General features: G+C 67.5%; 22 protein-coding genes. 12 read left to right on the plus strand and 10 right to left on the minus strand.

What is annotated here, in order from left to right; genetic code table 11:
• Positions 1-246: 246 nt before the first annotated feature.
• The 5 genes from A5733_RS15480 to hflX are packed head-to-tail and all read left to right on the plus strand — an operon-like array spanning position 247 to position 5,070.
• Positions 247-1,122 carry a DMT family transporter gene (locus A5733_RS15480; protein WP_076240744.1) on the plus strand — a complete coding sequence of 292 codons (876 nt, stop codon included), beginning with the start codon at positions 247-249 and terminating at the stop codon, positions 1,120-1,122.
• Positions 1,123-1,131: 9 nt separating this feature from the next.
• Positions 1,132-1,818 (plus strand): hypothetical protein, encoded by a 687-nt coding sequence (locus A5733_RS15485; RefSeq protein ID WP_076240745.1) that lies wholly within the window; start codon positions 1,132-1,134, stop codon positions 1,816-1,818.
• On the plus strand, positions 1,818-2,723 hold the full coding sequence (gene miaA / locus A5733_RS15490) for a tRNA (adenosine(37)-N6)-dimethylallyltransferase MiaA (protein ID WP_198938833.1): 906 nt from the start codon (positions 1,818-1,820) through the stop codon (positions 2,721-2,723). The genes A5733_RS15485 and miaA overlap by 1 nt, the downstream gene beginning before the upstream one ends.
• 7 nt (positions 2,724-2,730) lie before the next feature.
• Complete coding sequence (dapF, locus tag A5733_RS15495; protein WP_076240785.1) at positions 2,731-3,606, plus strand: diaminopimelate epimerase; 876 nt, start codon at positions 2,731-2,733, stop codon at positions 3,604-3,606.
• 45 nt (positions 3,607-3,651) lie between these two features.
• The gene (hflX, locus tag A5733_RS15500) at positions 3,652-5,070 is read left to right on the plus strand and encodes a GTPase HflX (protein ID WP_076240747.1); all 1,419 of its coding nucleotides are present in this window, start codon (positions 3,652-3,654) and stop codon (positions 5,068-5,070) included.
• Positions 5,071-5,083: 13 nt separating this feature from the next.
• On the opposite strand, the gene A5733_RS15505 is transcribed toward hflX, so the two are convergent.
• Both A5733_RS15505 and A5733_RS15510 read right to left on the minus strand, forming a co-directional pair.
• Positions 5,084-6,622 (minus strand): PE-PPE domain-containing protein, encoded by a 1,539-nt coding sequence (locus A5733_RS15505; protein ID WP_076240748.1) that lies wholly within the window; start codon positions 6,620-6,622, stop codon positions 5,084-5,086.
• Positions 6,623-6,730: 108 nt separating this feature from the next.
• Positions 6,731-9,019, minus strand: coding sequence for a molybdopterin guanine dinucleotide-containing S/N-oxide reductase (locus tag A5733_RS15510; RefSeq protein WP_076240749.1), 2,289 nt, complete (start codon positions 9,017-9,019; stop codon positions 6,731-6,733).
• Between the two features lie 102 nt (positions 9,020-9,121).
• On the opposite strand from A5733_RS15510, the gene A5733_RS15515 reads away from it, so the two are divergent.
• Both A5733_RS15515 and A5733_RS15520 read left to right on the plus strand, forming a co-directional pair.
• Entirely contained in the window at positions 9,122-10,282 is a 1,161-nt protein-coding gene (locus A5733_RS15515; RefSeq protein ID WP_076240750.1) for an acyl-CoA dehydrogenase family protein, read from the plus strand.
• Between the two features lie 179 nt (positions 10,283-10,461).
• Complete coding sequence (locus A5733_RS15520) at positions 10,462-12,777, plus strand: LGFP repeat-containing protein (protein WP_076240751.1); 2,316 nt, start codon at positions 10,462-10,464, stop codon at positions 12,775-12,777.
• 2 nt (positions 12,778-12,779) lie between these two features.
• Here A5733_RS15520 and lexA read toward each other — a convergent pair whose 3' ends face one another.
• Positions 12,780-13,505 carry a transcriptional repressor LexA gene (lexA, locus tag A5733_RS15525; RefSeq protein WP_076240752.1) on the minus strand — a complete coding sequence of 242 codons (726 nt, stop codon included), beginning with the start codon at positions 13,503-13,505 and terminating at the stop codon, positions 12,780-12,782.
• Between the two features lie 196 nt (positions 13,506-13,701).
• On the opposite strand from lexA, the gene A5733_RS26840 reads away from it, so the two are divergent.
• The gene (locus A5733_RS26840) at positions 13,702-14,208 is read left to right on the plus strand and encodes a LysM peptidoglycan-binding domain-containing protein (RefSeq protein ID WP_082957571.1); all 507 of its coding nucleotides are present in this window, start codon (positions 13,702-13,704) and stop codon (positions 14,206-14,208) included.
• Positions 14,209-14,372: 164 nt separating this feature from the next.
• Positions 14,373-14,828 (plus strand): transcriptional regulator NrdR, encoded by a 456-nt coding sequence (gene nrdR, locus A5733_RS15535; protein WP_019348288.1) that lies wholly within the window; start codon positions 14,373-14,375, stop codon positions 14,826-14,828.
• An 11-nt stretch (positions 14,829-14,839) separates the two neighbouring features.
• On the opposite strand, the gene A5733_RS15540 is transcribed toward nrdR, so the two are convergent.
• The 3 genes from A5733_RS15540 to A5733_RS15550 all read right to left on the minus strand — a co-directional run bounded on the left by A5733_RS15540 (position 14,840) and on the right by A5733_RS15550 (position 17,697).
• Positions 14,840-15,526, minus strand: coding sequence for a PhzF family phenazine biosynthesis protein (locus tag A5733_RS15540; RefSeq protein ID WP_076240753.1), 687 nt, complete (start codon positions 15,524-15,526; stop codon positions 14,840-14,842).
• An 86-nt stretch (positions 15,527-15,612) separates the two neighbouring features.
• Positions 15,613-16,635: an alpha/beta fold hydrolase gene (locus A5733_RS15545; RefSeq protein WP_076240754.1), complete on the minus strand. Its 1,023-nt coding sequence runs from the start codon at positions 16,633-16,635 to the stop codon at positions 15,613-15,615.
• A gap of 36 nt (positions 16,636-16,671) precedes the next feature.
• Positions 16,672-17,697, minus strand: coding sequence for a proteasome assembly chaperone family protein (locus A5733_RS15550; protein ID WP_067765930.1), 1,026 nt, complete (start codon positions 17,695-17,697; stop codon positions 16,672-16,674).
• A 186-nt stretch (positions 17,698-17,883) separates the two neighbouring features.
• Here A5733_RS15550 and A5733_RS15555 point away from each other — a divergent pair, with 186 nt between their 5' ends.
• Together A5733_RS15555 and A5733_RS15560 are read left to right on the plus strand one after the other, a co-directional pair.
• Positions 17,884-18,690 carry a serine protease gene (locus A5733_RS15555; RefSeq protein ID WP_369830943.1) on the plus strand — a complete coding sequence of 269 codons (807 nt, stop codon included), beginning with the start codon at positions 17,884-17,886 and terminating at the stop codon, positions 18,688-18,690.
• Between the two features lie 106 nt (positions 18,691-18,796).
• Entirely contained in the window at positions 18,797-19,879 is a 1,083-nt protein-coding gene (locus A5733_RS15560; RefSeq protein WP_076240756.1) for a DUF4192 domain-containing protein, read from the plus strand.
• 10 nt (positions 19,880-19,889) lie between these two features.
• On the opposite strand, the gene A5733_RS15565 is transcribed toward A5733_RS15560, so the two are convergent.
• The 3 genes from A5733_RS15565 to A5733_RS15575 all read right to left on the minus strand — a co-directional run bounded on the left by A5733_RS15565 (position 19,890) and on the right by A5733_RS15575 (position 22,283).
• On the minus strand, positions 19,890-20,579 hold the full coding sequence (locus tag A5733_RS15565) for a metal-dependent transcriptional regulator (protein ID WP_067765939.1): 690 nt from the start codon (positions 20,577-20,579) through the stop codon (positions 19,890-19,892).
• A gap of 168 nt (positions 20,580-20,747) precedes the next feature.
• Positions 20,748-21,737, minus strand: a complete 990-nt coding sequence (locus A5733_RS15570) for a sigma-70 family RNA polymerase sigma factor (RefSeq protein WP_255376491.1) — start codon at positions 21,735-21,737, stop codon at positions 20,748-20,750.
• A 117-nt stretch (positions 21,738-21,854) separates the two neighbouring features.
• Positions 21,855-22,283 carry a DUF3099 domain-containing protein gene (locus tag A5733_RS15575; RefSeq protein WP_067765942.1) on the minus strand — a complete coding sequence of 143 codons (429 nt, stop codon included), beginning with the start codon at positions 22,281-22,283 and terminating at the stop codon, positions 21,855-21,857.
• 77 nt (positions 22,284-22,360) lie between these two features.
• Here A5733_RS15575 and A5733_RS15580 point away from each other — a divergent pair, with 77 nt between their 5' ends.
• Positions 22,361-22,597, plus strand: coding sequence for a DUF3039 domain-containing protein (locus A5733_RS15580; protein WP_067765945.1), 237 nt, complete (start codon positions 22,361-22,363; stop codon positions 22,595-22,597).
• On the opposite strand, the gene A5733_RS15585 is transcribed toward A5733_RS15580, so the two are convergent.
• Positions 22,587-23,567: a YihY/virulence factor BrkB family protein gene (locus tag A5733_RS15585; RefSeq protein WP_076240757.1), complete on the minus strand. Its 981-nt coding sequence runs from the start codon at positions 23,565-23,567 to the stop codon at positions 22,587-22,589. The genes A5733_RS15580 and A5733_RS15585 overlap by 11 nt on opposite strands.
• Between the last annotated feature and the right edge of the window lie 11 nt (positions 23,568-23,578).

The raw sequence follows: 23,578 nt of genomic DNA on the forward strand, positions 1-23,578 counted from the left end.
CGGTGGTCCTGGCCTCGGCGTCGGCGTCGGCGTGGGCCGGGGGGTGGGCTGAGAGGTGCCTGCGCCTGGCTCACTGGTTGTCATATCCGCTCCTCGTACTCCGCGCGGTCGGCCCGCGCATCTGCCGCGCGACGCGGCGCCCGATGCTGTCGCTTTGACCGCTATTCAAGCAGGTCGTCCTGTGCCGTGCCCATGGCTTTAGGCTCAATGCCCCGACAAACTCGAACGACGGCGACGGAGGCGGCGATGGATCGAGCGGATCTGGCGGTCCTGCTGGCCCTCGGTGCCGCGCTTTTCATCGCCGTCGGCGACGTCATCCACCAGCATTCCGCGCAGCGGGTCACCGAGGAACCGGTCGGTTCGGTGGGCCTGTTCGCCCGCCTGCTGCGCGACCGTCGGTGGTGGCTGGGCAGCCTGGTGGCAGCGGCCGGTTTCGGCCTGCAGGCGGCCGCGCTCGGGTTGGGATCGGTCCTGCTGGTCCAGGCGCTGCTGGTCACCTCGCTGCTGTTCGCCTTGCCGCTCAACGCGTGGCTGACGCACCGGCGGCTCACCCGGTGGGAGTGGCTGTGGGCCGCGCTGCTGGCCGGTGCCGTCGCAGTCATCGTCACCATCGGCAATCCCACGGCGGGCCATGCCCGGGCACCGCTGGAGGCCTGGGCCTTGGTGACCGCCGTGCTCGTGCCCGCCCTGATCCTGTGCCTGGCGGGCGCGCGGCGCTGGCGCGGGCCCGGCGGCGCGATGCTGCTGGCCGTGGTGTCGGGCACGTTGTGGGGTGTGTTCGCCGTCCTCACCAAAGGGGTCGTCGACCGGCTCGGCGCCGGGTTCTGGCCACTGCTGGCTTCCCCGGAGCTGTATGTGTGGGCCGCGATCGCCGTGGCCGGCACCGCGGTGCAACAGTCGTCATTCCACGCCGGGGCGCTCACCGCGTCGCTGCCCACGATGACCGTCACCGAACCGGTCGTGGCCTCGGTGCTGGGCATCGTGGTGCTCGGCGAATCCATGCGGCCCGGCGACCTCGGTTGGCTTTTCCTGATCGTCGCGGTCGCCGCGATGGCGGTGGCCACGGTGGCGCTGGCCCGCGGTGAAGCCGCCGACGACCAAGCGTTGTCCGCGGCGCACTAGTTTGGTGGCGTGCTGAGCGCCATCGCGATCGTCCCCGCCACACCGGTGCTGGTGCCCGAACTGGTAGGCGCAGCTGCTGCCGAGGTGGCCGGGTTACGCGACGCGGTCATCGCCGCGGCAGGCGCGTTACCGCCGCGCTGGCTGGCGGTCGGCGTCGGCGCCGACGACGCGGTGTACGGACCCGATCGCACCGGCACCTTCGCCGGTTACGGCGTCGACGTGCCGGTGGCCCTGGGGCCAGGTCCCGCGGGCGAGGCGGCCGAATTGCCGCTGTGCGCGCTGATGGTCGGATGGATTCGCGGGCAGGCCGCCCCCGAGGCGTCGGCCGAGGTCCACGTCTATGCCGCGTCCCACCCGGTCAGCGCGGCGTTGGCCCACGGTCGCGCGCTGCGGGCCCGGATCGACGGCACCCCGGATCCCGTCGGCGTGCTCGTCGTCGCCGACGGCCTGCACACCCTGACCGCCTCGGCGCCCGGTGGCCACGTACCCGAGTCCGTGGCCACCCAGCAGGACCTCGACGACGCGTTGGCCACGGCAGACCTCGCGGCGCTGGTCGAGTTGCCCGAGGCCGTGCTCGGCCGCGTGGCCTACCAGGTGCTGGCCGGGATGACCGGACCCGAGCCCGGCTCGGCCCGCGAGCTCTACCGCGGCGCGCCGTACGGCGTCGGCTACTTCGTCGGCGAATGGTTGCCATGATCCGGCCGATCGCGATCATCGGGCCGACCGGCACCGGGAAATCGGCGTTGGCGCTGGCGGTGGCCGAGCAGCTCGGTGGAGAGATCGTGAACGCCGACGCGATGCAGCTCTACCGCGGCATGGACATCGGCACCGCGAAGCTGCCCGTCGCCGAGCGCCGCGGCATCCCGCATCATCAGCTCGATGTCCTGGAGGTCACCGAAACCGCCACGGTGGCCCGCTATCAGCAGGACGCTGCGGCCGATGTGGAGGCCATCGCGGCCCGAGGCGCGGTGCCGCTGATCGTCGGCGGGTCCATGCTCTACATCCAATCTCTGCTCGACGACTGGATGTTCCCGGCCACAGATCCCACGGTGCGAGCCCGCTGGGAAGCCCGGCTGGCCGAGGTGGGCGTCGCGGCCTTGCACGCCGAGTTGAGCCGGGTGGACCCGGCTGCCGGGGCGTCGATCCTGCCCAGCGACGGTCGGCGGATCGTGCGGGCGCTGGAGGTCGTGGAGCTCACCGGTCAACCGTTCGCAGCCAGCGCGCCGAGCATCGGCACACCGCGCTGGGACACCGCCATCATCGGATTGGATTGGGAGACCGCCGTTCTCGATGACCGTCTGCAACGTCGCACCGATCTGATGTTCGACGACGGACTGGTGGACGAGGTACGCACGCTGATCGGGCGGGGGCTTCGCGACGGGGTCACCGCGGCCCGGGCGCTGGGCTATGCGCAGGTGCTCGCCGACCTGGACGCCGGGGGAGATGGCGCCGCAGCGCGCGAACCCACATTCATCGGCACCCGGCGCTATGTCCGCAGGCAGCGGTCCTGGTTCCGCCGCGACCATCGGGTGGTGTGGCTGGACGGCGCGGCGCCCGACCTGGTGGACGACGTGCTGCGGGTGTGGCGGCACGTATCCTGATCAGGTGATCTCCGGGGTTGCCTTCGTCAAAGGGCATGGCACGCAGAACGACTTCGTGGTGTTGCCCGACCTCGACGCCGCGCTGTCGCTGACGCCCTCCGCAGTGGCCGCGTTGTGCGACCGCCGTCGCGGGCTCGGCGCCGACGGCGTGCTGCGGGTGACCACCGCCGGCGCCGCACAGGCCGCCGGGGTGTTCGACCGGTTGCCCGACGGTGTCGCGGCCGGGGACTGGTACATGGACTACCGCAACGCCGACGGGTCCCTCGCGCAGATGTGCGGCAACGGCGTCCGCGTGTTCGCGCACTACCTGCGCGCCGCGGGGCTGGAATCGGCCGACGAGTTCGTGGTCGGCTCGCTGGCCGGGCCACGTCCGGTGGTGCTGCACAGCGCCGACGCCACGACGGCGGACGTCACCGTCGAAATGGGCAAGGCCAACCGGTTCGGCACGGGGACGGCGGTGGTCGGCGGCCGCAGCTTCAGCGGTGTCGCCGTGGACGTGGGCAATCCTCATCTCGCCTGCGTCGGGCTCGGTGAATCCGAGCTGGCTGCCCTCGATGTCGCGGCACCGGTGTCCTTCGACGCGCAGCTGTTTCCCGACGGGGTCAACGTGGAGATCCTGACCGCTCCGGTCGACGGGACGGTGTCGATGCGGGTGCACGAGCGTGGGGTCGGTGAAACCCGCTCCTGCGGCACGGGCACCGTCGCGGCCACGCTGGCGGCGCTCGCCCATGACGGCGCCGATACCGGGACGCTGCGGGTGCGGATCCCCGGCGGGGAGGTCACCGTCACGATCACCGAGTCCACCAGCTACCTGCGGGGTCCGTCGGTGCTGGTGGCCCGAGGGGAGCTGGCCGAGCCGTGGTGGAACGCTGTTCACAGCTAAATGGGATGCGCGCGGCGCAATCCACGTGACAACCTGTATGTACATATGACTCATCCAGAACATCCCGTCACCCCCAGCACCGGTGAGCTGGCGCTGGAAGACCGCGCCTCACTGCGCCGCGTGGCCGGCCTGTCCACCGAACTCACCGACGTCACCGAGGTCGAATACCGGCAGCTGAGGCTGGAACGGGTGGTTCTGGTCGGGGTGTGGACCGAAGGCAGCGCGGCCGATGCCGATGCCAGCTTGGCCGAGCTCGCGGCCCTGGCCGAGACGGCGGGCTCGGAAGTGCTCGAAGGGCTCATCCAACGCCGTGACAAGCCGGACCCGTCCACCTACATCGGCTCGGGCAAGGCGGCCGAACTGCGGGAGATCGTGCTGGCCACCGGCGCCGACACCGTCATCTGTGACGGTGAACTCTCGCCCGCGCAGCTCAACTCGCTGGAGAAAGTGGTCAAGGTCAAGGTCATCGACCGCACCGCGCTGATCCTGGACATCTTCGCCCAGCATGCAACCAGCCGGGAGGGCAAGGCGCAGGTGTCGCTGGCCCAGATGGAGTACATGCTGCCCCGGCTGCGCGGCTGGGGTGAATCGATGTCACGTCAGGCCGGTGGCCGTGCCGGTGGGGCCGGCGGAGGTGTGGGCACCCGCGGCCCCGGCGAGACCAAGATCGAAACCGACCGTCGCCGTATTCGTGAGCGGATGGCCAAGCTGCGCCGCGAGATCCGTGACATGAAGAAGATCCGCGACACCCAGCGCAGCCGGCGGCTGTCCTCGGATGCCGCGTCGATCGCCATCGTCGGCTACACCAATGCCGGCAAGTCGAGCCTGCTCAACGCGCTGACCGGGGCCGGGGTCCTGGTGGAGAACGCACTGTTCGCCACCCTCGAACCCACCACTCGCCGTGGGGAATTCGACGACGGGCGGCCGTTCGTCCTGACCGACACGGTCGGTTTCGTGCGGCACCTGCCCACCCAGCTGGTTGAGGCGTTCCGCTCCACCCTCGAAGAGGTGGTCGACGCCGACCTGCTGGTCCACGTGGTGGACGGCTCCGACAGCCAACCGCTGGCCCAGATCAATGCGGTCCGTGAGGTGGTCAACGAGGTGGTCGCCGAGTACGGCATCGCGCCGCCACCAGAGTTGTTGGTGGTCAACAAGATCGACGCGGCCACCGATGTCGGGTTGGCCGCACTGCGGCGTGCGCTGCCGGATGCGGTGTTCGTCTCCGCCCAGACCGGTGAGGGCCTGGACCGGTTGCGCGCCAAGATGAGCGAGATGATCGCCCCCACCGACGCCACGGTCGATGTGACGATCCCCTACGACCGGGGCGATCTGGTCGCGCGGATACACGCCGACGGCCGGGTGGACGCCACCGAGCACACCGCCGACGGCACCCGGATCAAGGCGCGAGTACCCCTGGCGCTGGCGGCCAGCCTGCGCGAGTTCACCACGTTCTCCAGCGCGTAGGGTCTCCTGCCGATCACGCGGCAGACTTGGACTCCTTTTTCTTCTGGTGTTTCGTGCTGGTGTCCTTCGCGGAGACCTTTGAAGTGTCCTTCGACGTGTCCTTCGCGGTGCCCGTACCGGTGTCCTGCCCCAACGCCTTGCGGACGTTCGTGCCGATCGACCTGGCGAAGTCGCGGACCGGATGGGCCTTGAGGCCCGACGTCTTCGGTAGCGACGGGCGTTGCGGCTCGGCCGAACCGTCTTTCGGCTCGATGGTCGAGGTCAGCCGCGGGCGCTGGCGTTCCGGTGCCGGCGTGAGGGAGTCGTCCTGCACCGAGGCGATCGTCACGTCCTGGCGCTCCGGCAACCGGGCGGTGCCGGCGGAATCGCCGGACTGGGTCGGGTCGGTCCATCCGGGCAGCGGGTCCAGGCCCGGGTTCAGCGCCGCCTTGACCCCTTCGGGGATGTCGTTGACGAGGTCACCGACCAGCTTGACAGGATTGACCTTGGGCAGCAGTTGAAACGGCGTCGGCTTGCTGTAATCGGTTCGGGTGTAACCCGTTTCGATCAGCGTCTGCGCCAGCGGTGAGACCAGGTCGACGAGCGGGATCACCACGGCTGACGTGCCGGTCGCTGCACCGAGGTCCAGCAACGGTTGCATGATCGGCAGTGTCTTGGCCGGCAGCGTGATGTAGTACGTGTCGCTGCCGTCGACTTTCTGACAATGGGTCGCGGCGGTGCAGTCCGCCTCGGCGTTCGCGATCGCGGCCTGTACCTGTTCGGGGGTATAGCCGTAGGGGGTTGCCGTTTCCGGGTCGTCGCCGCGGGGATCCAGGTAGGTGCCGTGCACGTACTCGAAACCGGCCAGCGCGTTCGCCAAGGCCAGTGGATTGAGCACCCACGACGGCGCGTCGGCGACGCCGTCGTATTGAAGAGCGATGTCGTGGGTCTCGATACCCGTGTCGGTCGGCGTCGGTTGGCCGAACGTCGCATCGAGGATGGGGACGGTGCCCAGGATCGCCAACCGCTCGAAGAGGCCGCCATCGGGCCGGTTGGGGTTACCGATCAACACGAAGCTCAGATTCTGCTTCTGCTCGTCGGTCAGGTCGGCCAGGTTGGCTTTGACGATGCCGGCCACCGTGGCGCCTTGCGAGTAGCCGAAGACGGTCACCGGATGGGCTGCACTCGGGTTGTTGTCGCCGACGAGTTCGCTGGTCAGCCGGGTGACCCCACTGGCGACCGAGACGTTCCACTTGGCGCCCTCAAGCCCTCCCCAGCCTTCGAACGGAAACGGCCAGAACTGGGCGATGTAAGGGATCGGTACCGCAGCGGCACAGCCCTCGACGCCACAGCTCCCGCTCGGTTGGACGTAGTAGTCCACCGCGTTGGCCAGGTAATTGGTGGAGTCCTGCGGGTTCGGGGTTCCGGTCCCCGGCACGACCAGCGGTGTCGTCGCGACGACCAAGCCCAGTGCGGCTGTTCCCACCGGCGTCAGGCCGATGGCTACGGTTCCGGACAGGGCCACGGCGCCGACCAGCAGGGTCCTGGCAGCTGAACGGGGTGAGAATCGCATCGAGCCCGGGTCTCCTTCTGCTGACGACACCGTCAGCGCTGAAGGGATCTTTGCACCGGCACCCAAAAATTCACCGTGAAACAGCGAAAGTGGTTGCCGTGCAGCGAGTTATCGCACGATGATGACCGGCGGGTCATGAGCCCGGATCGGGGGCAGGGATTCGTCGAACTTCTCGATCTGCACCAGGACATGCGCGCCCGTGCAGCCGCGCGCCAGCGCAGACGTGCCGATGTCCTCGGTGAGCACGTTGGGGTTGCCGTGCACACACATCGCGTCGGGGTCGGCCGGATCGGCCGGGTCGAACCACGCCCCGGTGGACAGTTGCACGACAGCCGGGCGCAGCCGGTCGTCGATCACCACTCCGGCCAGGCACGCCCCGCGATCGTTGAACACCCGCACCACGTCGCCATCGGAGAGCTCGCGCGCCGATGCGTCGTCGGGGTGGATGCGGATCGGTTCGCGGCCTTGCACTTTCGACGACTGGCTGGTGGCACCGCCGTCGAGTTGGCCGTGTAAGCGGCTGGCGGGTTGATTGGCCAGCAGATGCAGGGGATAGTGAGCGGCCCGCGAGCCGCCCAACCATTCCGTCGGTTCGTACCACCGGGGGTGGCCGACGCAGTCGGGATAACCGAAACCGTCGATGTCGGCCGAGAAGATCTGGATGCGCCCGCTCGGCGTACCGAGCCGGTGCCCGACCGGGTCGGCGCGGAAATCGGCGAGCAGGGTCAATCCGGGTTCGGTGGGCAGCCGCACCTGTCCGGTGGTCCAGAACTCCTCGAAGGCAGGGACGTCGAAATCCAGACTGGCGGCCCATTTCTCATACATGTGCACCAGCCACTCGCGGGCGGTGCGGCCCTCGGTGAACCGCTCTCCGAAGCCGAGTCGCTCGGCCAGGGCCGAGAACGTGGTGTAGTCGTCGCGGGAATCGGCATACGGTTGGGCCAGCGCCCGCATGGCCACCAGCAGTGGGTCGTTGCGCGAACCCGAATAGTCCTCGCGCTCGTAGGCAGTGGTCGAGGGCACCACGATGTCGGCGTGTTTGGCCATCGCCGTCCAGTACGGGTCGTGCACCACGATGGTGTCCACCCGCGACAGGGCGCGGCGCAGCCTCGGGATGTTCTGGTGATGGTGGAACGGGTTGCCGCCGGCCCAGTACACGCACTTGATGTCCGGATACCGCAGCTGCAGGCCGTTGTAGTCGAACGGCTCACCCGGGTGCAGCAACATATCGCTGACCGCTGCGACCGGGATGAACGTCTGGACCGGGTTGGGCCCCTGCGGCAGGACCGGCAGGCGGCACCGCAGCGGCGCGAGCCCCGGCTCGTTCATCGATCCGTAGCCGTGCCCGAAACCGCCTCCGGGCAGGCCGATCTGGCCGAGCATCGCGGCCAGGGTCAGGCCCATCCAGGGCGCCTGCTCGCCGTGGCGCACCCGTTGCAGCGACCAGCTGACCGTGACCAGGGTGCGCGAGGCGGCCATCTGCCGGGCCAGCGACCTCAGCTGTTCGGCCGGCAGACCGCTGAGCGCCGATGCCCATTGCGGGGTCTTGGCGATGCCATCGTCGCGGCCCAGCACATAGCGCTCGAACCGCGGATAGCCGGTGCAGTACGTGTCCAGGAAATCGAGGTCGGCCAAGCCCTCGGTGACCAACACGTAGGCCAGCGCGAGCATCACCGCCACATCGGTGCCCGGAATCGGCGCCAGCCATCGGCAATCGCCGTCGACATCGTCGCGCAGCGGGCTCAACGACACGATCTGTCCGCCGCGGGCACGAAACCGGTGCAGCGCATCGCGAGCCGGATGCGCCGTGGTGCCACCGTGGTTGATGCCGGTGTTCTTCAGGGCCAGGCCGCCGAAACACACCAGCAGATCCGTGTGTTCGGCGATGACATCCCAGGCCGTGGAGCGTTTGAACAGGTCGTCATGGGTGCCGACCACCCGCGGCATGATCACCTCGGTGGCGCCCAAGCTGTAGGAGTGGCGTGAGGACGTATAGCCGCCGAGCATCTTCAGAAAGCGATGCACCTGGCTCTGGGCGTGGTGGAACCGGCCGGCACTGGCCCAGCCGTACGAACCGCCGTAGATCGCCTCGTTGCCGTAGGTGTCCACGACGCGGCGCAGTTCGTCGGCCAGCAACTCGGTCAGCTCGTCCCAGGACAGTGCGACGTATTCGTCGGCGCCCCGTTCGGTGCTGGGCCCCGGACCGTCGCGCAGCCACCCGCGTCGCACCGCCGGCCCGGCTATGCGCGAGCGGTGTCGGATCGAGCCCGACAGATTTCCCAGAAGGGGCGAGGGATCCGCGTCGCCGGGCATCGGCGTGACCCCGACGATGTCGCCGTCGGCGACGTCCGCGGTGAAGGCGCCCCAGTGCGCAAGGCTCGTGGGGGACTGGGGCATGGCCAGAGTTTACGGGCGGTCTTGCCCCTCCCCGGACAGCCCAACCATCCGGTTGGTATAGGTTGACCCCGACCACGTAACCGGTACCGGAGGTATCACCCCATGGGCAGTGTTGTGAAGTACGACCGTACGTTGTTCGAGCCCGAGCACGAGCTGTTCCGCGAGTCGTACCGGGCATTCCTGGAACGCCACGTCGCGCCGTTCCACGACCAGTGGGAGAAGGACAAGATCGTCGATCGTGGGGTCTGGCTGGAGGCCGGCAAGCAGGGCTTTCTCGGCATGGCGGTAGCCGAGGAGTACGGCGGTGGCGGCAACGCCGACTTCCGGTACAACACGATCGTCTGCGAGGAGACCGTGGCCGGGCGTTACAGCGGCATCGGCTTCAGTCTGCACAACGACGTCGTCGCGCCCTACCTGCTCCGGCTGGCCAACGAGGAGCAGAAGCAGCGCTGGCTGCCCAAGTTCTGCACGGGTGAATTGATCACGGCGATCGCAATGACCGAGCCCGGTACCGGCAGCGACCTGCAAGGCATCAAGACCCGCGCGGTCCGCGACGGCGACCACTACGTGCTCAACGGCTCGAAGACGTTCATCACCAACGGCATCCACTCCGACCTGGTGATCGTCGTGGCCCAAACCGACCCCGACAAAGGCGCGCTGGGTTTCTCGTTGCTCGTCGTCGAGCGCGGTATGGAGGGCTTCGAACGGGGCCGCCACCTGGACAAGATCGGCCTGGACGCCCAGGACACGGCCGAGTTGTCGTTCGTCGACGTCAAGGTGCCCGTGGAGAACCTGCTCGGTGAGGAGGGGCAGGGTTTCGTCTACCTGATGCAGAACCTGCCGCAGGAACGCATCTCGATCGCGATCATGGCCGCCGCGGCGATGGAGTCGGTGCTGGAGCAGACGGTGCAGTACACCAAGGAGCGCAAGGCGTTCGGCAAGCCCATCGGCAGCTTCCAGAACAGCCGGTTCCTGCTCGCCGAGTTGGCCACCGAGGCCACCGTGGTCCGGATGATGGTCGACGAATTCATCCGGCTGCATCTCGATGAGAAGCTCACCGTGGAGCAGGCCGCGATGGCCAAGTGGTACTCCACCGAGAAGCAGGTCGACCTCATCGACCGCTGCCTCCAGCTGCACGGTGGTTACGGCTACATGCGTGAATACCCGGTGGCCCGGGCTTACCTCGATGCGCGGGTGCAGACGATTTATGGCGGCACCACCGAGATCATGAAGGAGATCATCGGACGCAGCCTGGGGGTGTGAAAATCGACGGTCAGCCCCGCGCAAGGCCCCAAAACGCTCGATTTCGGGGTATTTGACCCAGATATTGCGGCTTTTTTGCCTGAGCTCGGCCACGTCCCTTGGTTATCGTCACGTGCTGAAGCAGAGTTGTCGGGCGGGACATTTCCAAGGAAACTTTGCCGAACGAGCGGGGAGGGCGCATGACTAGGCCGGGAGCGAGGCTGAACGCGGCCGTATGGCGGCTGGCGGTCAGCCTGCTCGCATTCATAGTCGCTGGTTTGATGGTGCCCGCGGTGGCGTCGGCCACCCCGGAGTCGGATGCCGACGCCGCGATCACCGCCGCCTGGGAGGCCACCGGTGGCGACGGCGGCCCGCTCGGGCCACGGCAGGGCGACGTGGTTGCGGCGGGTTCGGGCTTCGCGCAGAACTTCTCCGGGGGCAAGATGTTCTTCACCCCGGCGACCGGCGCCCACTTCATGCAGGGCGCGATCCTGGAGAAATACGAATCGCTGGGCGGCGCGGCCGACAGCGACCTGGGATTCCCCACCATCGACGAGGGCCCCGGGCGGGCTGCGGACAGCCGCAACTCGACATTCAGCGCACCTGACAACCCGGTGATCTTCTGGACTCCGGCCACCGGCGCCCACGTGGTGCGCGGTGCCATCAACGCCGCGTGGGACAAGCTCGGCGGCTCGGCCGGGGTCCTCGGCGTTCCTGCCGAGGACGAGTCTTTCGACGGCGATGTCAACGCGCAGAAGTTCACCGGCGGGGAGATCTCCTGGAACCGCAAGACCAAGGCCTTCACCACGGTGCCGCCCGAGCTGGCGGATCAACTCGGTGGTCTGGACGTGCCCGCGGATCCGGCCTCGGCGATCGCGATGGCGCGCCGGGCCGCCGGTGGTGCGATGGGACCGCTGGGCGCCAAGGACGGTGACCAATACCCGATCGGCGACGGTGGCGTCGGTCAGAACTTCGCCGGGGGCAAGATCTTCTACAGCCCCGCCACCGGGGCCAACGCCATCACCGGTCAGCTTCTGGAGAAGTACGAGAGCGTCGGCGGCCCGGAGGGCGATCTGGGCTTCCCGACCGCAAGCGAGGCCGAAGGCGGCCTGGGGCCGAACAGCCGGATCAGTACCTTCGCCGCAGCCGACAACCCGGTGATCTTCTGGACCCCCGACTACGGTGCGGTGATCGTCCGGGGCGCGATGAAGGCGGCGTGGGACAAGCTCGGCGGAGCCACGGGCGAGCTCGGTGCCCCGATGGCCGACCAAACCGAGGACGGCACCGTCGTCACCCAGCGATTCAGCGGCGGAGCCATCTCCTGGGATCGCGCCACCAACAAGTTCACCACCGAACCCTCGAATCTTGCCGCCGAATTGAGCGGGCTGCAGGTGCCCGGCCTCGAACAGCCGGCCGGGGCTCCGCCGGCGGCGGCCGCGGATTCGGACAAGCCGTTCAGCTGGCATTGGAGCTGGTGGTGGCTGATCGCCGTGGTTCCGGTTCTGCTGCTGGCCGCGCTGATCGTCGGGGCGGCGCTGTGGCATCGGCGACGGGCCGGTGGCGACGACGAATTCGACCACGATCCGTTCGAAGACGAGTACGACGACGGCCACGGCGGAGGACCGTACGACGAGGACCGTTACGGCGCCCGGCGCTATGACTCGCGTGGATACGACGACGACGACTACCGCGACGATCGCAGCGACGCCTATGGCGGTGAGGCTGCGACGGCGAGATTCACCGGGCCGGTCGATGAATCGACTAGTACCGCGGCGTCTCCCTACGATGGTCCGACCGATATCGCGATGCCGGTCAGCCAGATGCCGGTCAGCCAATGGGCTGCACCGGAGTCGTCGTCGGGATACGGCCCACCGGATGACGAGGAGGAACCGCCGGAGGATTCCTCGCAACTGGCCGGCCCGGAGCCGGGCTTTGACGACTACCGCGACGTCGACGATTTCGACGACGACTTCGAGGACGAGGACTTCGACGACGACGATTTCGATGACGAGGACTTCCACGGCGAGGACCTCGATGACGAGAACGCGCCCATCGACGCCGAGTTCGAGGAGGTCGCCGAAGGTGACGCCGAGGACGATGTAGAGGCCGAACTCGACGACGAGGATCTGGTGGACACCGGTGCATTCGCCGGCCCGATCGACGGTCTGCGTGCACCGGTAGGTCTCGCGGTTCCCGCGGATCTCGGGCTGTCCGGCGATCAAGACAATGTGGATACCGCGCCGACCCGGGTGATCACCCATGCCGAGGCCTACAGCGGCGAGGCCCACAGTGGGCGTCACGCCGCCATCGAACTCGACGAGGTACCGGCCGTCACGGCGATCCACCTGCCGTTGGACGACCCCAACCGGGCACCCGAGGGCTACCCGATCAAGGCGGATACCAAGTCTGGCCAGTACTGGTCACCCGACAGCAGTGAGTACGACGACGCGGTGGCCGAGATCTGGTTCGCCAGTGAGGAGTTCGCTCGCACGAACGGATTCGTGCGAGCGGACTGAGCTCAGATCTTGCGGATCACGGTGACGACCTTGCCGAGCACGGCCGCGTCGTTACCCGGGATCGGGTCGTACGCCGGATTGTGCGGCATGAGCCACACCTGACCACGAGTCCGCTTGAACGTCTTGACGGTGGCTTCACCGTCGATCATCGCGGCCACGATGTCACCGTTGTCGGCCACACTCTGCTGGCGCACGACCACCCAGTCGCCGTCGCAGATGGCCGCGTCCACCATCGAGTCGCCGACGACCTTCAGCAGGAACAGCGAGCCCTCGCCGACGAGTTCGCGGGGGAGCGGGAAGACGTCTTCGACCGCCTGCTCGGCCAGGATGGGGCCGCCCGCGGCGATGCGCCCGAGCACCGGGACAAAGGTCGGTTCGGGTAGCGCATCCGTGCCGGCCACATCCGTGGAGACGAGCGGGGTTGCCGCCGGATCGTCGGCGGCGCGGACGTCGACCGCACGCGGACGGTTCGGGTCGCGGCGCAGGTAGCCCTTGCGTTCCAGGGTGCGCAATTGATGGGCGACCGAGGATGTCGAGGTGAGCCCTACCGCATCTCCGATCTCGCGGATGCTGGGCGGATAGCCCCGACTGGTCACCGATGCGCGGATGACGTCGAGGATGGTCCGTTGCCGTTCGGTGAGGCCGCTGTCAGCGGCGCGGCGTGCACTCGCCCCCTCGGATCCCGCCGGGGTGTCGGTGCTGCCGTCCCTGCTCAGGTCGTCGCTCATGAGGGCGAATGTAGTCCTTGTTCGAACATTAATCAAACATGTGTTCGACGCGTGTCGTCTGCGGAGCCTGGCGGCCGAAACATGTCGGTGGTCCGTTCTATCGTTTCGCAACAGTTCGATCACACGTTCTATCCATCGAACATGTGAGCGACTATATTCGAACACAAGAGCGAACGTCCCACCGAAAGGCAGTCAGATGGCGATCATCGATATCCCCGCCGAAAGCCGTTCCCGCGCTGTCCGTGTGGCCCGGGGCGCGTCCCAGGCGCAACCGTCTCGGGGTCGCGCCCAGTTCGGTGCCGCGGAGCCTCGGCCGCTGCGCCGGGTCCAGCGGCAGGCGCCGACCCGGCCGGCCGGCGGCGCGGTCCGTTACCGGGGAACCGGCGTTCTCATGTCGCGGGCCTCGCACCGCAGCCGTCCGATCACGCCGGTCACCACCGTGTTGCTGGCGCTGGTCGCCGCCGGTATCACGGTCTGGCTGGGGCTGGTGGCGCAATTCGGCGGTGTGATGGGCACCGAGGCGCCGGAGCCGGCCGAACTCGCGGTGGTCCAGGTCAAAACGGGTGAGACGCTGCAGCAGGTGGCCCGGCGCGTCGCCCCGGACGCTCCGGTCTCGCGCGTGGTCGAGCAGATCCGTGATCTCAACCAACTCGAATCGTCGGCGCTCGACGCCGGGCAGACCCTGCTCGCCCCGGTTGGTTGAGCAGTGCGATGTCCGCTGAAACATCCTGGCAGGCAGCCACACTGGCCTGCCCCGGCGTGATCTCTTACACACCACTGGACCCGGCGGTGAACCTGCCGAGGGCGGCGCGGGTACGCTCAAGGGCGCTCGAACTAATTGTCCGGCGGCATGACGAAGGAGCGGTAATGCATTGTCCGTTCTGTCGTCATCCTGACTCGCGCGTGGTCGATTCCCGCGAGACGGACGAGGGCCAGGCGATCCGGCGGCGGCGGTCCTGCCCGGAGTGCGGCCGTCGATTCACCACCGTCGAGACGGCGGTGCTGGCGGTGGTCAAGCGCAGTGGCGTGACCGAGCCGTTCAGCCGTGAGAAGGTCATCCGCGGTGTACGCCGGTCCTGCCAGGGCCGTCAGGTCGACGACGACGCACTCAACGTGTTGGCGCAGAAGGTCGAAGATGCTGTCCGCGGTCTCGGCACACCTGAGATTCCCAGCCATGAAGTCGGCTTGGCGATCCTGGGGCCGTTGCGTGAACTCGACGAGGTCGCCTATTTGCGGTTCGCGTCGGTGTACCGGTCGTTTTCCTCAGCCGAAGACTTCGAACGAGAGATCGAGGCCCTGCGGGCCCACCGCGCCGAGGCGTAACGCGGCCGGCATCAGCCCAGCCGGGTGGTGCCGTCGTTGACGACCCGGCCGGCCACGCGCACCCAGCCCTCCGGGTGCCACCGCGTCTCGATCACCGAACCCTTTCCCTGGACGATCGTCAGGTCGCGGCTGAGGTAGTCGGTCATGCGGACCGCCGCCGAACCGGTGGCCTCGTCTTCGGCAATACCGAGGTGCGCGGCGAACATCCGTGACCGCAGTACTCCTCGGTCCCGATCCAGCCAGGTCCACAGATAGTTCTCGACGTCATCGCCGTAATCGCCGGGCTCGGCGGCGAACAACTCGTCGGTGGAGGTCAGGTCGTGGATGGCGAATTCCGGTGCCCACTCCGAACGCGCACTGACCGCGGCCAGCTCCCCGTCGTACGCGACCTGAACGATTCCGGCGGGCACCTGCAGGGTGTTGACGGGCCGCCCGAGTTCGCGCAGCCACCAGGAGGCGCCCACGGTTGGGTGACCGGCGAACGGCATTTCGGCGACCGGTGTGAAGATGTGGGCTTGGGCGGTGTTCACGCCAGGTCGGGGCAGATCGACGAATATGGTTTCGCTGTAACCCAATTCGGCGGCGATACGCTGACGGTCGGTGGGCGCAACCGTGCTGTTGTCGATCACGCCGAGCGGATTGCCGTACTTGCCTTCGGAGTCGGTGAACACGCGCAACACGGTGACGTCGATGGCCATGGACCCGATGCTACGTGGCCGTGCCGGTCCTCAGGAGGAACCAGGGCGGCGTCACCGGTGGGCCGTCAGGGCGCCAAGCAACCGTCTCACGTCGCACTGCGCTCGTCTGCGCCCATCGCGTCGAGTACCGCGACCTGAGTGTCGAACGGCCCGCTGATCGCCGATTCACTCAGCCCGCTGCGCAGCAGGTGGCGTAGCCGATCCTGGTCGTAGACCGAGGGTTCGGTGGAATCGATGAAGCGTTCGACCACTTCGACGAAGCGGTCGGGGTCGTCGTGGAACGGAAAATGTCCGGAGCCACTGAAGATCTCCAACTGAGAACCGGGCATTGCGGCGTGCGCCATCTCGGCATGGCTGACCGGGATGACCGAATCGCACTCACCCCAGATCAACTGGACCGGAACCGATTCGGTCAGGTAACAGCGGTCGAGCATGGTGACCACCTGGCCCCGCCAATCCACCACGGCGCGAAGCGTCCGCGCGAAGGCCGAGGAGGCCGTCGGCTCCGGCAGGTCGGCCAGGATGCGCAGCATGTCGGGGATGTCGCGGCCAAGACCGGTGGAGCCCAGCACCGATCCCGCGGCGCGGCCCACCAATTGCAGGGCCGGCAGCACCAGTGGCAGGCGCAGCAGGGCCAGGGCTTCACTGCCCATCGGCAGCGAGGCAACCCGCAAGGCCACATTCACGTCCTTGGTCACCCCGCCGGAACCCACCAGGATGAGCCGGTCCACCAACTGCGGGAACTGATAGGCGAACTGCATGGCGACACCACCGCCCAGTGAGTGGCCGACGACGGTCACCCGGTCGATGTCGAGCACGCTGAGCAGATCACGCATGCCGTTGGCATAGGCGGCCACCGAGTAGTCCGCACGGGGTTTGTCCGAGGCGCCGTGGCCGAGCAGGTCTGGTGCGATCACGGTGAATCGCTGCGCCAACGTCGACTGCACCGAATGCCACGTGGTGGAGTTGTCACCGATGCCGTGGATCAACAGGATCGCCGGCCCGGAGCCGGCCACCCGGAACGCTCGCCGGTACCCGTGGATCGTGCGGTATTCGAGAGTCGGGGTGAGCTCGCGAACGGGACGCAGATTCGGTTTGCGCTCGGTCATAATGGTCAACCTTGCTCTCGGGCCGCGATCGGGCTCCTAGGAGTGGGTGTCGCCGTTCGGGAATCCCTCGCCGAAGCCGTCTCGTCCGTCCTTGTATTTGTCCTCTTTGTCCTTGTCCCCGGCCTGCTGGGCAAGGAAGCGTTCGAACTCCGCTCCGAGCTCGTCGCCGCTGGGCAGTTCCTCGTCACGCGCCAGCAGAGACCGATTCTCCTGTGCGGCAACGAAGGCATCGTACTGGCGCTCCAACCCCGTCACCACTTGAGCGACTTCGTCGCTGGCCTCCACCTGCTCGTTGATCTTGCTGTACACCTCGGCGCCGGCCTCGGACAGTTTCTCCAGCGGCAGTTGTAGCGAACCGGTGCGCGCGACTTCGGCGAGCAGCGCCTCGGCAGCCGGCGGATAGGCGGTCTGCGCCAGGTAGTGCGGCACATGCACGGTGTAGCCCACCACCTCGTGGCCGTGCTGAGCCATCCGATACTCGAGCAGATTGGAAACGCTTGCCGGGACCTGGATTTCACCGACCCACGGGGTGTGGTCGGTGATCAGCTCCTTGTTGTTGGCATGTGCGGTCAGCATGACCGGACGCGTGTGCGGCACCGCCATCGGAATCGTGCCCAGACCGATCACCTGCCGCACTCCCAGTTGCTCGGCGAGCAGCCGGACGGCGGTGATGAAGCGCTCCCAGCGCAGGTCCGGCTCCAGGCCGGCCAGCAACAGAAACGGCGTGCCCACCCCGTCGTGGAGCGCGTACAGATTGAGCTCGGGTTCGTCGTAGTTGGTGAAATGGTCGGTCTTGAAGGTCATCAGCGGCCGGCGCGACCGGTAGTCGAGCAACTCGTCGATGGCAAAAGACGCCACGAGTTCGGTGTCGAGGGTTTCCTTGAGGTGTTCGGCGGCGAGCCGGATCGCGTGCCCGGCGTCGGAGAATCCCTCCAGGGCGTGGATGAGTACCGGCCCGCGGCCGTCGGAAGACGACAGCTGCGGCGCCGGGAACTCAAGCTCGTACATGCCGCTCTGATCGGGCTGGTAGTGCTGTTCGGGGGTGTCGCTGCTGTCGGTCATCTCGCTTCGTCTCCTCGTTGCGGTAACACGCTGTGGCGGGCTACCACCGTGCCATCCAGTGTCTCGCATACCCACCTTGCGGGTTTGATCCGCCCCGCCTGTGCGTTCGAACGCGCCGGGCGGTGTGCGGCATTCCGACGGGCCTGCCCACAATCAGGCAAGATTGCGGTGATGCGCGTGACCTGGATGGCAAAGCTCACAGTCGGCGCGGCTGTGCTGGCCGCCGGGGTCTCGGCGTGCGCCGTGTCGGGCAGCAGAACGGTGGGGGCCGGGTCCACCGGCCCCATGGCTGCGCCGAGTCATCCACCGGCGGCGGCGGACCCGTTGTCACACGCCGGGGCCGAGACGGTGACGCCGGATCGACGGGTGGGCGCGCTGTTCCTCGGCGACACCACGATGCACACCTGCAGCGCCTCGGTGCTGGACAGCACCACCGGCGATCTCATCCTCACCGCGGCACACTGCCTCCTCGACGGCGCCGACACGACGTTCGTGCCCGGCTACGGCGAGGGCGGCGGGGACACGTGGCACGTCAGCACCGTCTATCTGGATCCACGTTGGACCGACGGGCAGGACCCACAGGCCGACTACGCCATCGTGCGGGTGACCGGCCGTTCCGGCTCCAGCCTGCTGGCCGACGCCGGCGGCGGACTGACGCTGGGTTCGGCGCCGGCGGCGGGCACCGCGGTCACGGTGACCGGTTACCCCATGGGTGAAGGCGGCAGTCCACTGGCCTGTCGCGGCGCGACTGAGTGGTCGCCGCAGGGATTTCCGGCTTTGGCCTGCGCCGGCCTCACCGACGGATTCAGCGGTGCACCGTGGGTTTCCGGGTCGACGGTGACGGGATTGGTCGGCGGGCTCGACGGCGGCGGCTGCGACGACGACGTCTCTTATTCACCGCGATTCGACGGGCGGATCGCAGCTCTGCTGGCCCGGGCCGAGGCCGGCGGCGACGGCGATTCCGCGCCGGCCGCGTTCGATTCGGACTGCTAGACCGGAAGTGCGCGCGGCTTATCCCCAGCGCAGGATTCATCCCCAGCCACCGGCCGAGGCGCCCGCGGAGTCGCGGTTTGACGGTGCCGGTTGACACGGTCGGTCCATGACAACACCATCGTCCGCCCCGCAATTCGACTACCACCTCAACCGGCCGGGTGCGCTGATCGCCGCATTACCGGCGGTTCTGGGCTTCGTGCCACAGCAGAGCCTCGTCGTCGTCACCGTCAGCCGCGGTGAATTGGGTTGCGTCATGCGCGCCGACCTGAGCACTGACATGACCGACATGGCCGAGCGCATCGAGCATCTGGTCGAACTGGCGGACGCGGCAGGCGCGGACGCGGTGATCGCGGTCATCGTGGACGCGGGATGTGAGCACAGTGCGGACTGCCAGACCTGTGATGACCGCTACCGCGATCAGGCACTGATGTTGGACCGGGACCTGGCAGCCGTCGGCATCGAACTCTATGCCGCGCATGTCGTGGACCGAGTGGCCGCGGGTGGCCGCTGGCGCTGCGCCGACGGCTGTGGCGAAGCGGGATATGTCGATGATCCGGATGCCTCCCCGCTGGCGGCCGCCGCGGTGCTGGACGGTCGGCGGCTCTACGCCAGCCGCGACGAACTGCTGCAGGTGATCGAGCCCGATCCGGTCGCTGCGGCGTCGATGAAGCGTTCGTTGGCGTTCGCGACGCAACGGCCCGGGTGTCCGGAGGCCCGTCCCGATGCCGATGTGCGCGGCGACGTCGAGGCCGTGATGGCCGCGGCCTTGCAGGTGGCCGACGGGCAGGTGCCCGCTCATGCCGAGGTGGCGCGATTGGCACTCGGGCTGGCCGATCCCAGGGTCCGCGACACGCTCTACGCGTTGGCGGTCGGGGAGTGCGCGGAGCAGGCCGAAGCCCTGTGGGGCATGCTGGCCCGCAATCTGCCGGAACCGTGGCGTGTGGAAGCGCTTGTTCTCCTGGCATTTTCGGCGTACGCGCGCGGCGACGGCCCACTGGCCGGGGTATCGCTGGATGCTGCCCTACAGGCCAGACCGACCCATCGGATGGCCGGAATGCTCGACACCGCACTGCAATCGGGGATGCGACCCGAACGCATCCGGGAGTTGGCGATCACCGGGTATCGGATGGCCGAGCAACTCGGCGTGCAGTTGCCGCCACGCCGGACGTGGGGCCGACGGGCCGGTTGAGGTTGAGGTGTCAGACCTTTTCGACGCGGACCGCGTGCGCCATGTGATGGGGCAGTTCCACCTGCTGGTGCCCGGGAATCACGATCATCACACCGCCGTGGTCGGTGGCCTCCACGGTGACCCTGGCATTGGGCACCACACCGGCATCCTTGAGCCGGCCGATGAGCTCGGTGTCGCCCTGGACGTGTTCGGTGAGCTGGCGCACCACCACGGCCACCGGCAATCCGACCGGAAGCTCGGTGAGCCGCACGAGGCTGACATCGTCGATACCGATCGTGCCGACACCCAGGTCGGCGAGGCCGGGGATGGGGTTGCCGAACGGTGAGGTGGTCGGGTTGTCGAGCACCTGGACCAGCCGGCGCTCGACATCCTCACTCATCACGTGTTCCCAGCGGCAGGCCTCAGCGTGCACGTCCTCCCACGGCAATCCGATCACGTCGACCAACAGTCGTTCGGCGAGCCGGTGCTTACGCATCACGGCCACAGCGAGGGCGCGGCCCTTCTCGGTCAGCTCCAAGTGGCGGTCGCCCGCGACGTGCAGCAGGCCATCGCGTTCCATCCGCGACACCGTCTGACTGACCGTCGGTCCGCTTTGATCGAGGCGCTCGGCAATACGCGCACGCAGCGGCACCACGCCCTCTTCCTCGAGGTCGTAGATAGTCCGGAGGTACATCTCTGTGGTGTCGACCAGATCGTTCATGCGCGCCTTCCCAGCCCAAACGTCAACCGACAGTCTACCGTTCTCGGCGGTCTATCTGCGGTGCATCACCGGGGCGTCGGGCCATCCATCCCGGCCGGGGAAACGCCAGGACACGCCCGCAAAAACGACATGCCCCGCCGGAAACCGGCGGGGCATGCCATGGGGGGACTAGCTGGCGTAGGAGCGGAGCCGATCCGCCCGCTCGCCGTTGCGCAGCTTGGCCATCACCTCGCGCTCGATCTGTCGGACCCGTTCACGCGACAGGCCGAACAGCTTGCCGATCTGGTCGAGTGTGCGGGGCTGGCCGTCGTCGAGACCGAACCGCAACCGGATGACCTGCTGTTCACGCTCATCGAGGGTGGCCAGCACGTGGCGGATGTCGGTGTGCAGAAGCTCGGAGATGACGGCGTTCTCGGCCGACATCGCCTCGGAGTCCTCGATGAAGTCGCCCAGCGGGGCTTCCTCGTCGGTACCCACCGGCATGTCCAGGCTCACCGGGTCGCGGCTGTGCTCCAGCAGGTCGTTGATCTTCTCGACCGGGATGCCGGACTCCTCGGCCAGTTCCTCGTCGGTGGCCTCGCGACCGAGGTTCTGGTGCATCTCGCGCTTGATCCGGGCCAGTTTGTTGACCTGCTCGACGAGGTGGACGGGGAGCCGGATGGTGCGGCTCTGATCGGCCATCCCGCGGGTGATCGCCTGCCGGATCCACCAGGTGGCGTACGTGGAGAACTTGAAGCCCTTGGTGTAGTCGAACTTCTCCATCGCACGGATCAGACCCAGGTTCCCCTCCTGGATCAGGTCCAGCAGCGGCATGCCGCGGCCGGTGTAGCGCTTGGCCAGAGAGACCACCAGACGCAGGTTGGCCTCCAGCAGGTGTCGACGGGCAGCCTCACCATCACGGACCACAGTGGCCAAGTCACGCTTGCGGTTCTCACCGAGGCGCTTTTTCGTGTCCAGCACGTGCTGGGCGTACAGGCCCGCTTCGATCCGCTTGGCCAGCTCAACTTCATCGGCGGCATTGAGCAACGCCGTTTTACCGATGCCGTTCAGATACACGCGCACGAGGTCGGCGGCAGGGCTCTGGGCGTCCAGATCACTGTCGACGCGGCTTGTGGTGGCATTTGCCATGACGGCCTCCTGATCGGCTCGAACTGTCATGACCTACAACGTCGTAGGCCCCTTGAGAGTTCCCGCCGATGGCCGGTTTCATGCCCGTTGAGCTGCAGTTTTTCCGGACCGACCTGAGAATGTCCTGAGAATAGCTAAAGAAGCCGCTCAGCTGGGGTCATCGTCGTCGGATCGATCCCGGTCCGGTTGCGGCGCCACATATCCGTCGCTCTGCAGGGCCGGCCGCTGGGCGGTGGGAAACAGCGGAATCCGGTTCCCGTGGCCGGCGTAGCGGCGTGGCTCTTCGGCTCGGCGCGGCGGTCGATCGTTGGCGATCAGTACTGCCATCCACGGCAACGGAATCGAGACAAGGATGATCCCCAGAGAGATCAGTCCGTTCTGCCAGATGTTGTAGGCGACCGCGGCCAGGATGAGTGCCGGGATGCGGAAGGCCATCAATGTCAGGTACTTGCGCACGCGCTGACGGTGCTGCACTTCGTAGGCGGGTGCGGCCTGGGTGATGAGGATCGGGCGGGCTTCCTCGCCGAAATCGTCGCCGAAATCGTCGTCGAAACTCAGCTCGTGGCTTTGTTTCATACCTCTACTGTTCCACACCTCGCCCGGGTGGCGACAGGTGGATTTCGGTGCGCGTCCCAGCCAGGCAGAATAAGGACATGCAGACCCAAACCATCGAGCGCCCGGACACCGACGAACGCGTCGACGACGGGACCGACGACGACAGCCCGAAGTTCTTCCATTACGTCAAGAAGGACAAGATCGCCGAAAGTGCCGTCATGGGTACACACGTGGTTGCGCTGTGCGGCGAGGTCTTTCCGGTGACGAAGGCGGCCAAGCCCGGCTCGCCGGTGTGCCCGGATTGCAAGAAGATCTACGAATCCCTCAAGAAGTAGGCGGGTCAGTGCGCTCGGGCCCCGGTGTTCCGACCGGTGCCTGAGCGCCACCGTTGAGCGCCCTGACCTCCAGCCACTCCCGCAAGCGCCTGGCATGCGTATCCGCGGCGGGCCATTCTTCCTGTATCGCGGCGTTGAGTTCGGCGCCCAGCATGATGGCGAACCCCAGGAAGAATGCGAACAACAGGAATGCGATCGGCGTGGCCAGCGCCCCGTACGTGTAGCCGGTACTGGTGATCCACGTCAGGTAGATCCGCAGGCCGAATGTGGCCACAAGGAAGACCACGGTGGCCAGCACCGCGCCCAGCACCAGGCGGTGCGTCGGAATCGGGTCGGGCAATGACACCCGGTACAGGACCGTCACGCCGACGAAGATCGCGAGGAACAACGCCGGGAAGTAGCCGTAACGGAGCACGTTGTCGAGGGTGTCGGGGATGTGCTCGGAGATCGCCCGGGGCCCCAGCGCCACCACCGGTGCCGCCGCGATCGCGAACAGCAGCATGATCACGTACAGGCCGAGCGCGTAGAACCGCTGCCGCACCGGATGGCGCAGCGGCGTCTGACCGTGGGCCTCCACGATGGAATCCACGAATGCCGACACCGCCGACGACCCGGCCCACAGCGAGATCACGAAGCCGATCGACACCACCTCGCCGCGGGCACCCTTGACGATGTCGCGGATCGTCGGCTCGATGATCTCGTTGACGACGTTGGGGGAGAAGAAGCTGTTCGCCGCGTTGATCAGCTGATCCTGGATCGTCGGCAACGTATCCGGCCCGAACAGCGGCGCGATGTACGCCAGGCTGCCCAGCATCCCCAGCAGGAGGGGAGGCAGGGACAACGCGCACCAGAACGCCGCCTGTGCCGACTCCGAAAAGATGGAATCGTCCCAGCTCTTCGACAACGTGCGTCGAGTGAGATGCCAGATGTGGTGGCGTGATGGTGGTACTGGTAGCGGCTGGCCAGTCATGACCAGTCAAG

The organism is Mycobacterium sp. NS-7484 (genome assembly GCF_001953975.1).
Taxonomy (GTDB): Bacteria; Actinomycetota; Actinomycetes; order Mycobacteriales; family Mycobacteriaceae; genus Mycobacterium.

What these genes read in the sequence shown, in the direction of transcription:
- A5733_RS15515 (WP_076240750.1), top strand. Translation starts at nt 9,122, where the DNA reads ATGGGCAGTGTTGTGAAGTACGACCGTACGTTGTTCGAGCCCGAGCAC.
- A5733_RS15510 (WP_076240749.1), bottom strand. Translation starts at nt 9,019, where the DNA reads ATGCCCCAGTCCCCCACGAGCCTTGCGCACTGGGGCGCCTTCACCGCG.
- A5733_RS15520 (WP_076240751.1), top strand. Translation starts at nt 10,462, where the DNA reads ATGACTAGGCCGGGAGCGAGGCTGAACGCGGCCGTATGGCGGCTGGCG.
- A5733_RS15555 (WP_369830943.1), top strand. Translation starts at nt 17,884, where the DNA reads ATGGCAAAGCTCACAGTCGGCGCGGCTGTGCTGGCCGCCGGGGTCTCG.
- A5733_RS15550 (WP_067765930.1), bottom strand. Translation starts at nt 17,697, where the DNA reads ATGACCGACAGCAGCGACACCCCCGAACAGCACTACCAGCCCGATCAG.
- nrdR (WP_019348288.1), top strand. Translation starts at nt 14,373, where the DNA reads ATGCATTGTCCGTTCTGTCGTCATCCTGACTCGCGCGTGGTCGATTCC.
- A5733_RS15575 (WP_067765942.1), bottom strand. Translation starts at nt 22,283, where the DNA reads ATGAAACAAAGCCACGAGCTGAGTTTCGACGACGATTTCGGCGACGAT.
- A5733_RS15480 (WP_076240744.1), top strand. Translation starts at nt 247, where the DNA reads ATGGATCGAGCGGATCTGGCGGTCCTGCTGGCCCTCGGTGCCGCGCTT.
- A5733_RS15505 (WP_076240748.1), bottom strand. Translation starts at nt 6,622, where the DNA reads ATGCGATTCTCACCCCGTTCAGCTGCCAGGACCCTGCTGGTCGGCGCC.
- A5733_RS15565 (WP_067765939.1), bottom strand. Translation starts at nt 20,579, where the DNA reads ATGAACGATCTGGTCGACACCACAGAGATGTACCTCCGGACTATCTAC.
- A5733_RS15560 (WP_076240756.1), top strand. Translation starts at nt 18,797, where the DNA reads ATGACAACACCATCGTCCGCCCCGCAATTCGACTACCACCTCAACCGG.
- A5733_RS15585 (WP_076240757.1), bottom strand. Translation starts at nt 23,567, where the DNA reads ATGACTGGCCAGCCGCTACCAGTACCACCATCACGCCACCACATCTGG.
- A5733_RS15570 (WP_255376491.1), bottom strand. Translation starts at nt 21,737, where the DNA reads ATGACAGTTCGAGCCGATCAGGAGGCCGTCATGGCAAATGCCACCACA.
- hflX (WP_076240747.1), top strand. Translation starts at nt 3,652, where the DNA reads ATGACTCATCCAGAACATCCCGTCACCCCCAGCACCGGTGAGCTGGCG.
- A5733_RS15580 (WP_067765945.1), top strand. Translation starts at nt 22,361, where the DNA reads ATGCAGACCCAAACCATCGAGCGCCCGGACACCGACGAACGCGTCGAC.
- A5733_RS26840 (WP_082957571.1), top strand. Translation starts at nt 13,702, where the DNA reads ATGGCGATCATCGATATCCCCGCCGAAAGCCGTTCCCGCGCTGTCCGT.
- A5733_RS15545 (WP_076240754.1), bottom strand. Translation starts at nt 16,635, where the DNA reads ATGACCGAGCGCAAACCGAATCTGCGTCCCGTTCGCGAGCTCACCCCG.
- A5733_RS15540 (WP_076240753.1), bottom strand. Translation starts at nt 15,526, where the DNA reads ATGGCCATCGACGTCACCGTGTTGCGCGTGTTCACCGACTCCGAAGGC.
- lexA (WP_076240752.1), bottom strand. Translation starts at nt 13,505, where the DNA reads ATGAGCGACGACCTGAGCAGGGACGGCAGCACCGACACCCCGGCGGGA.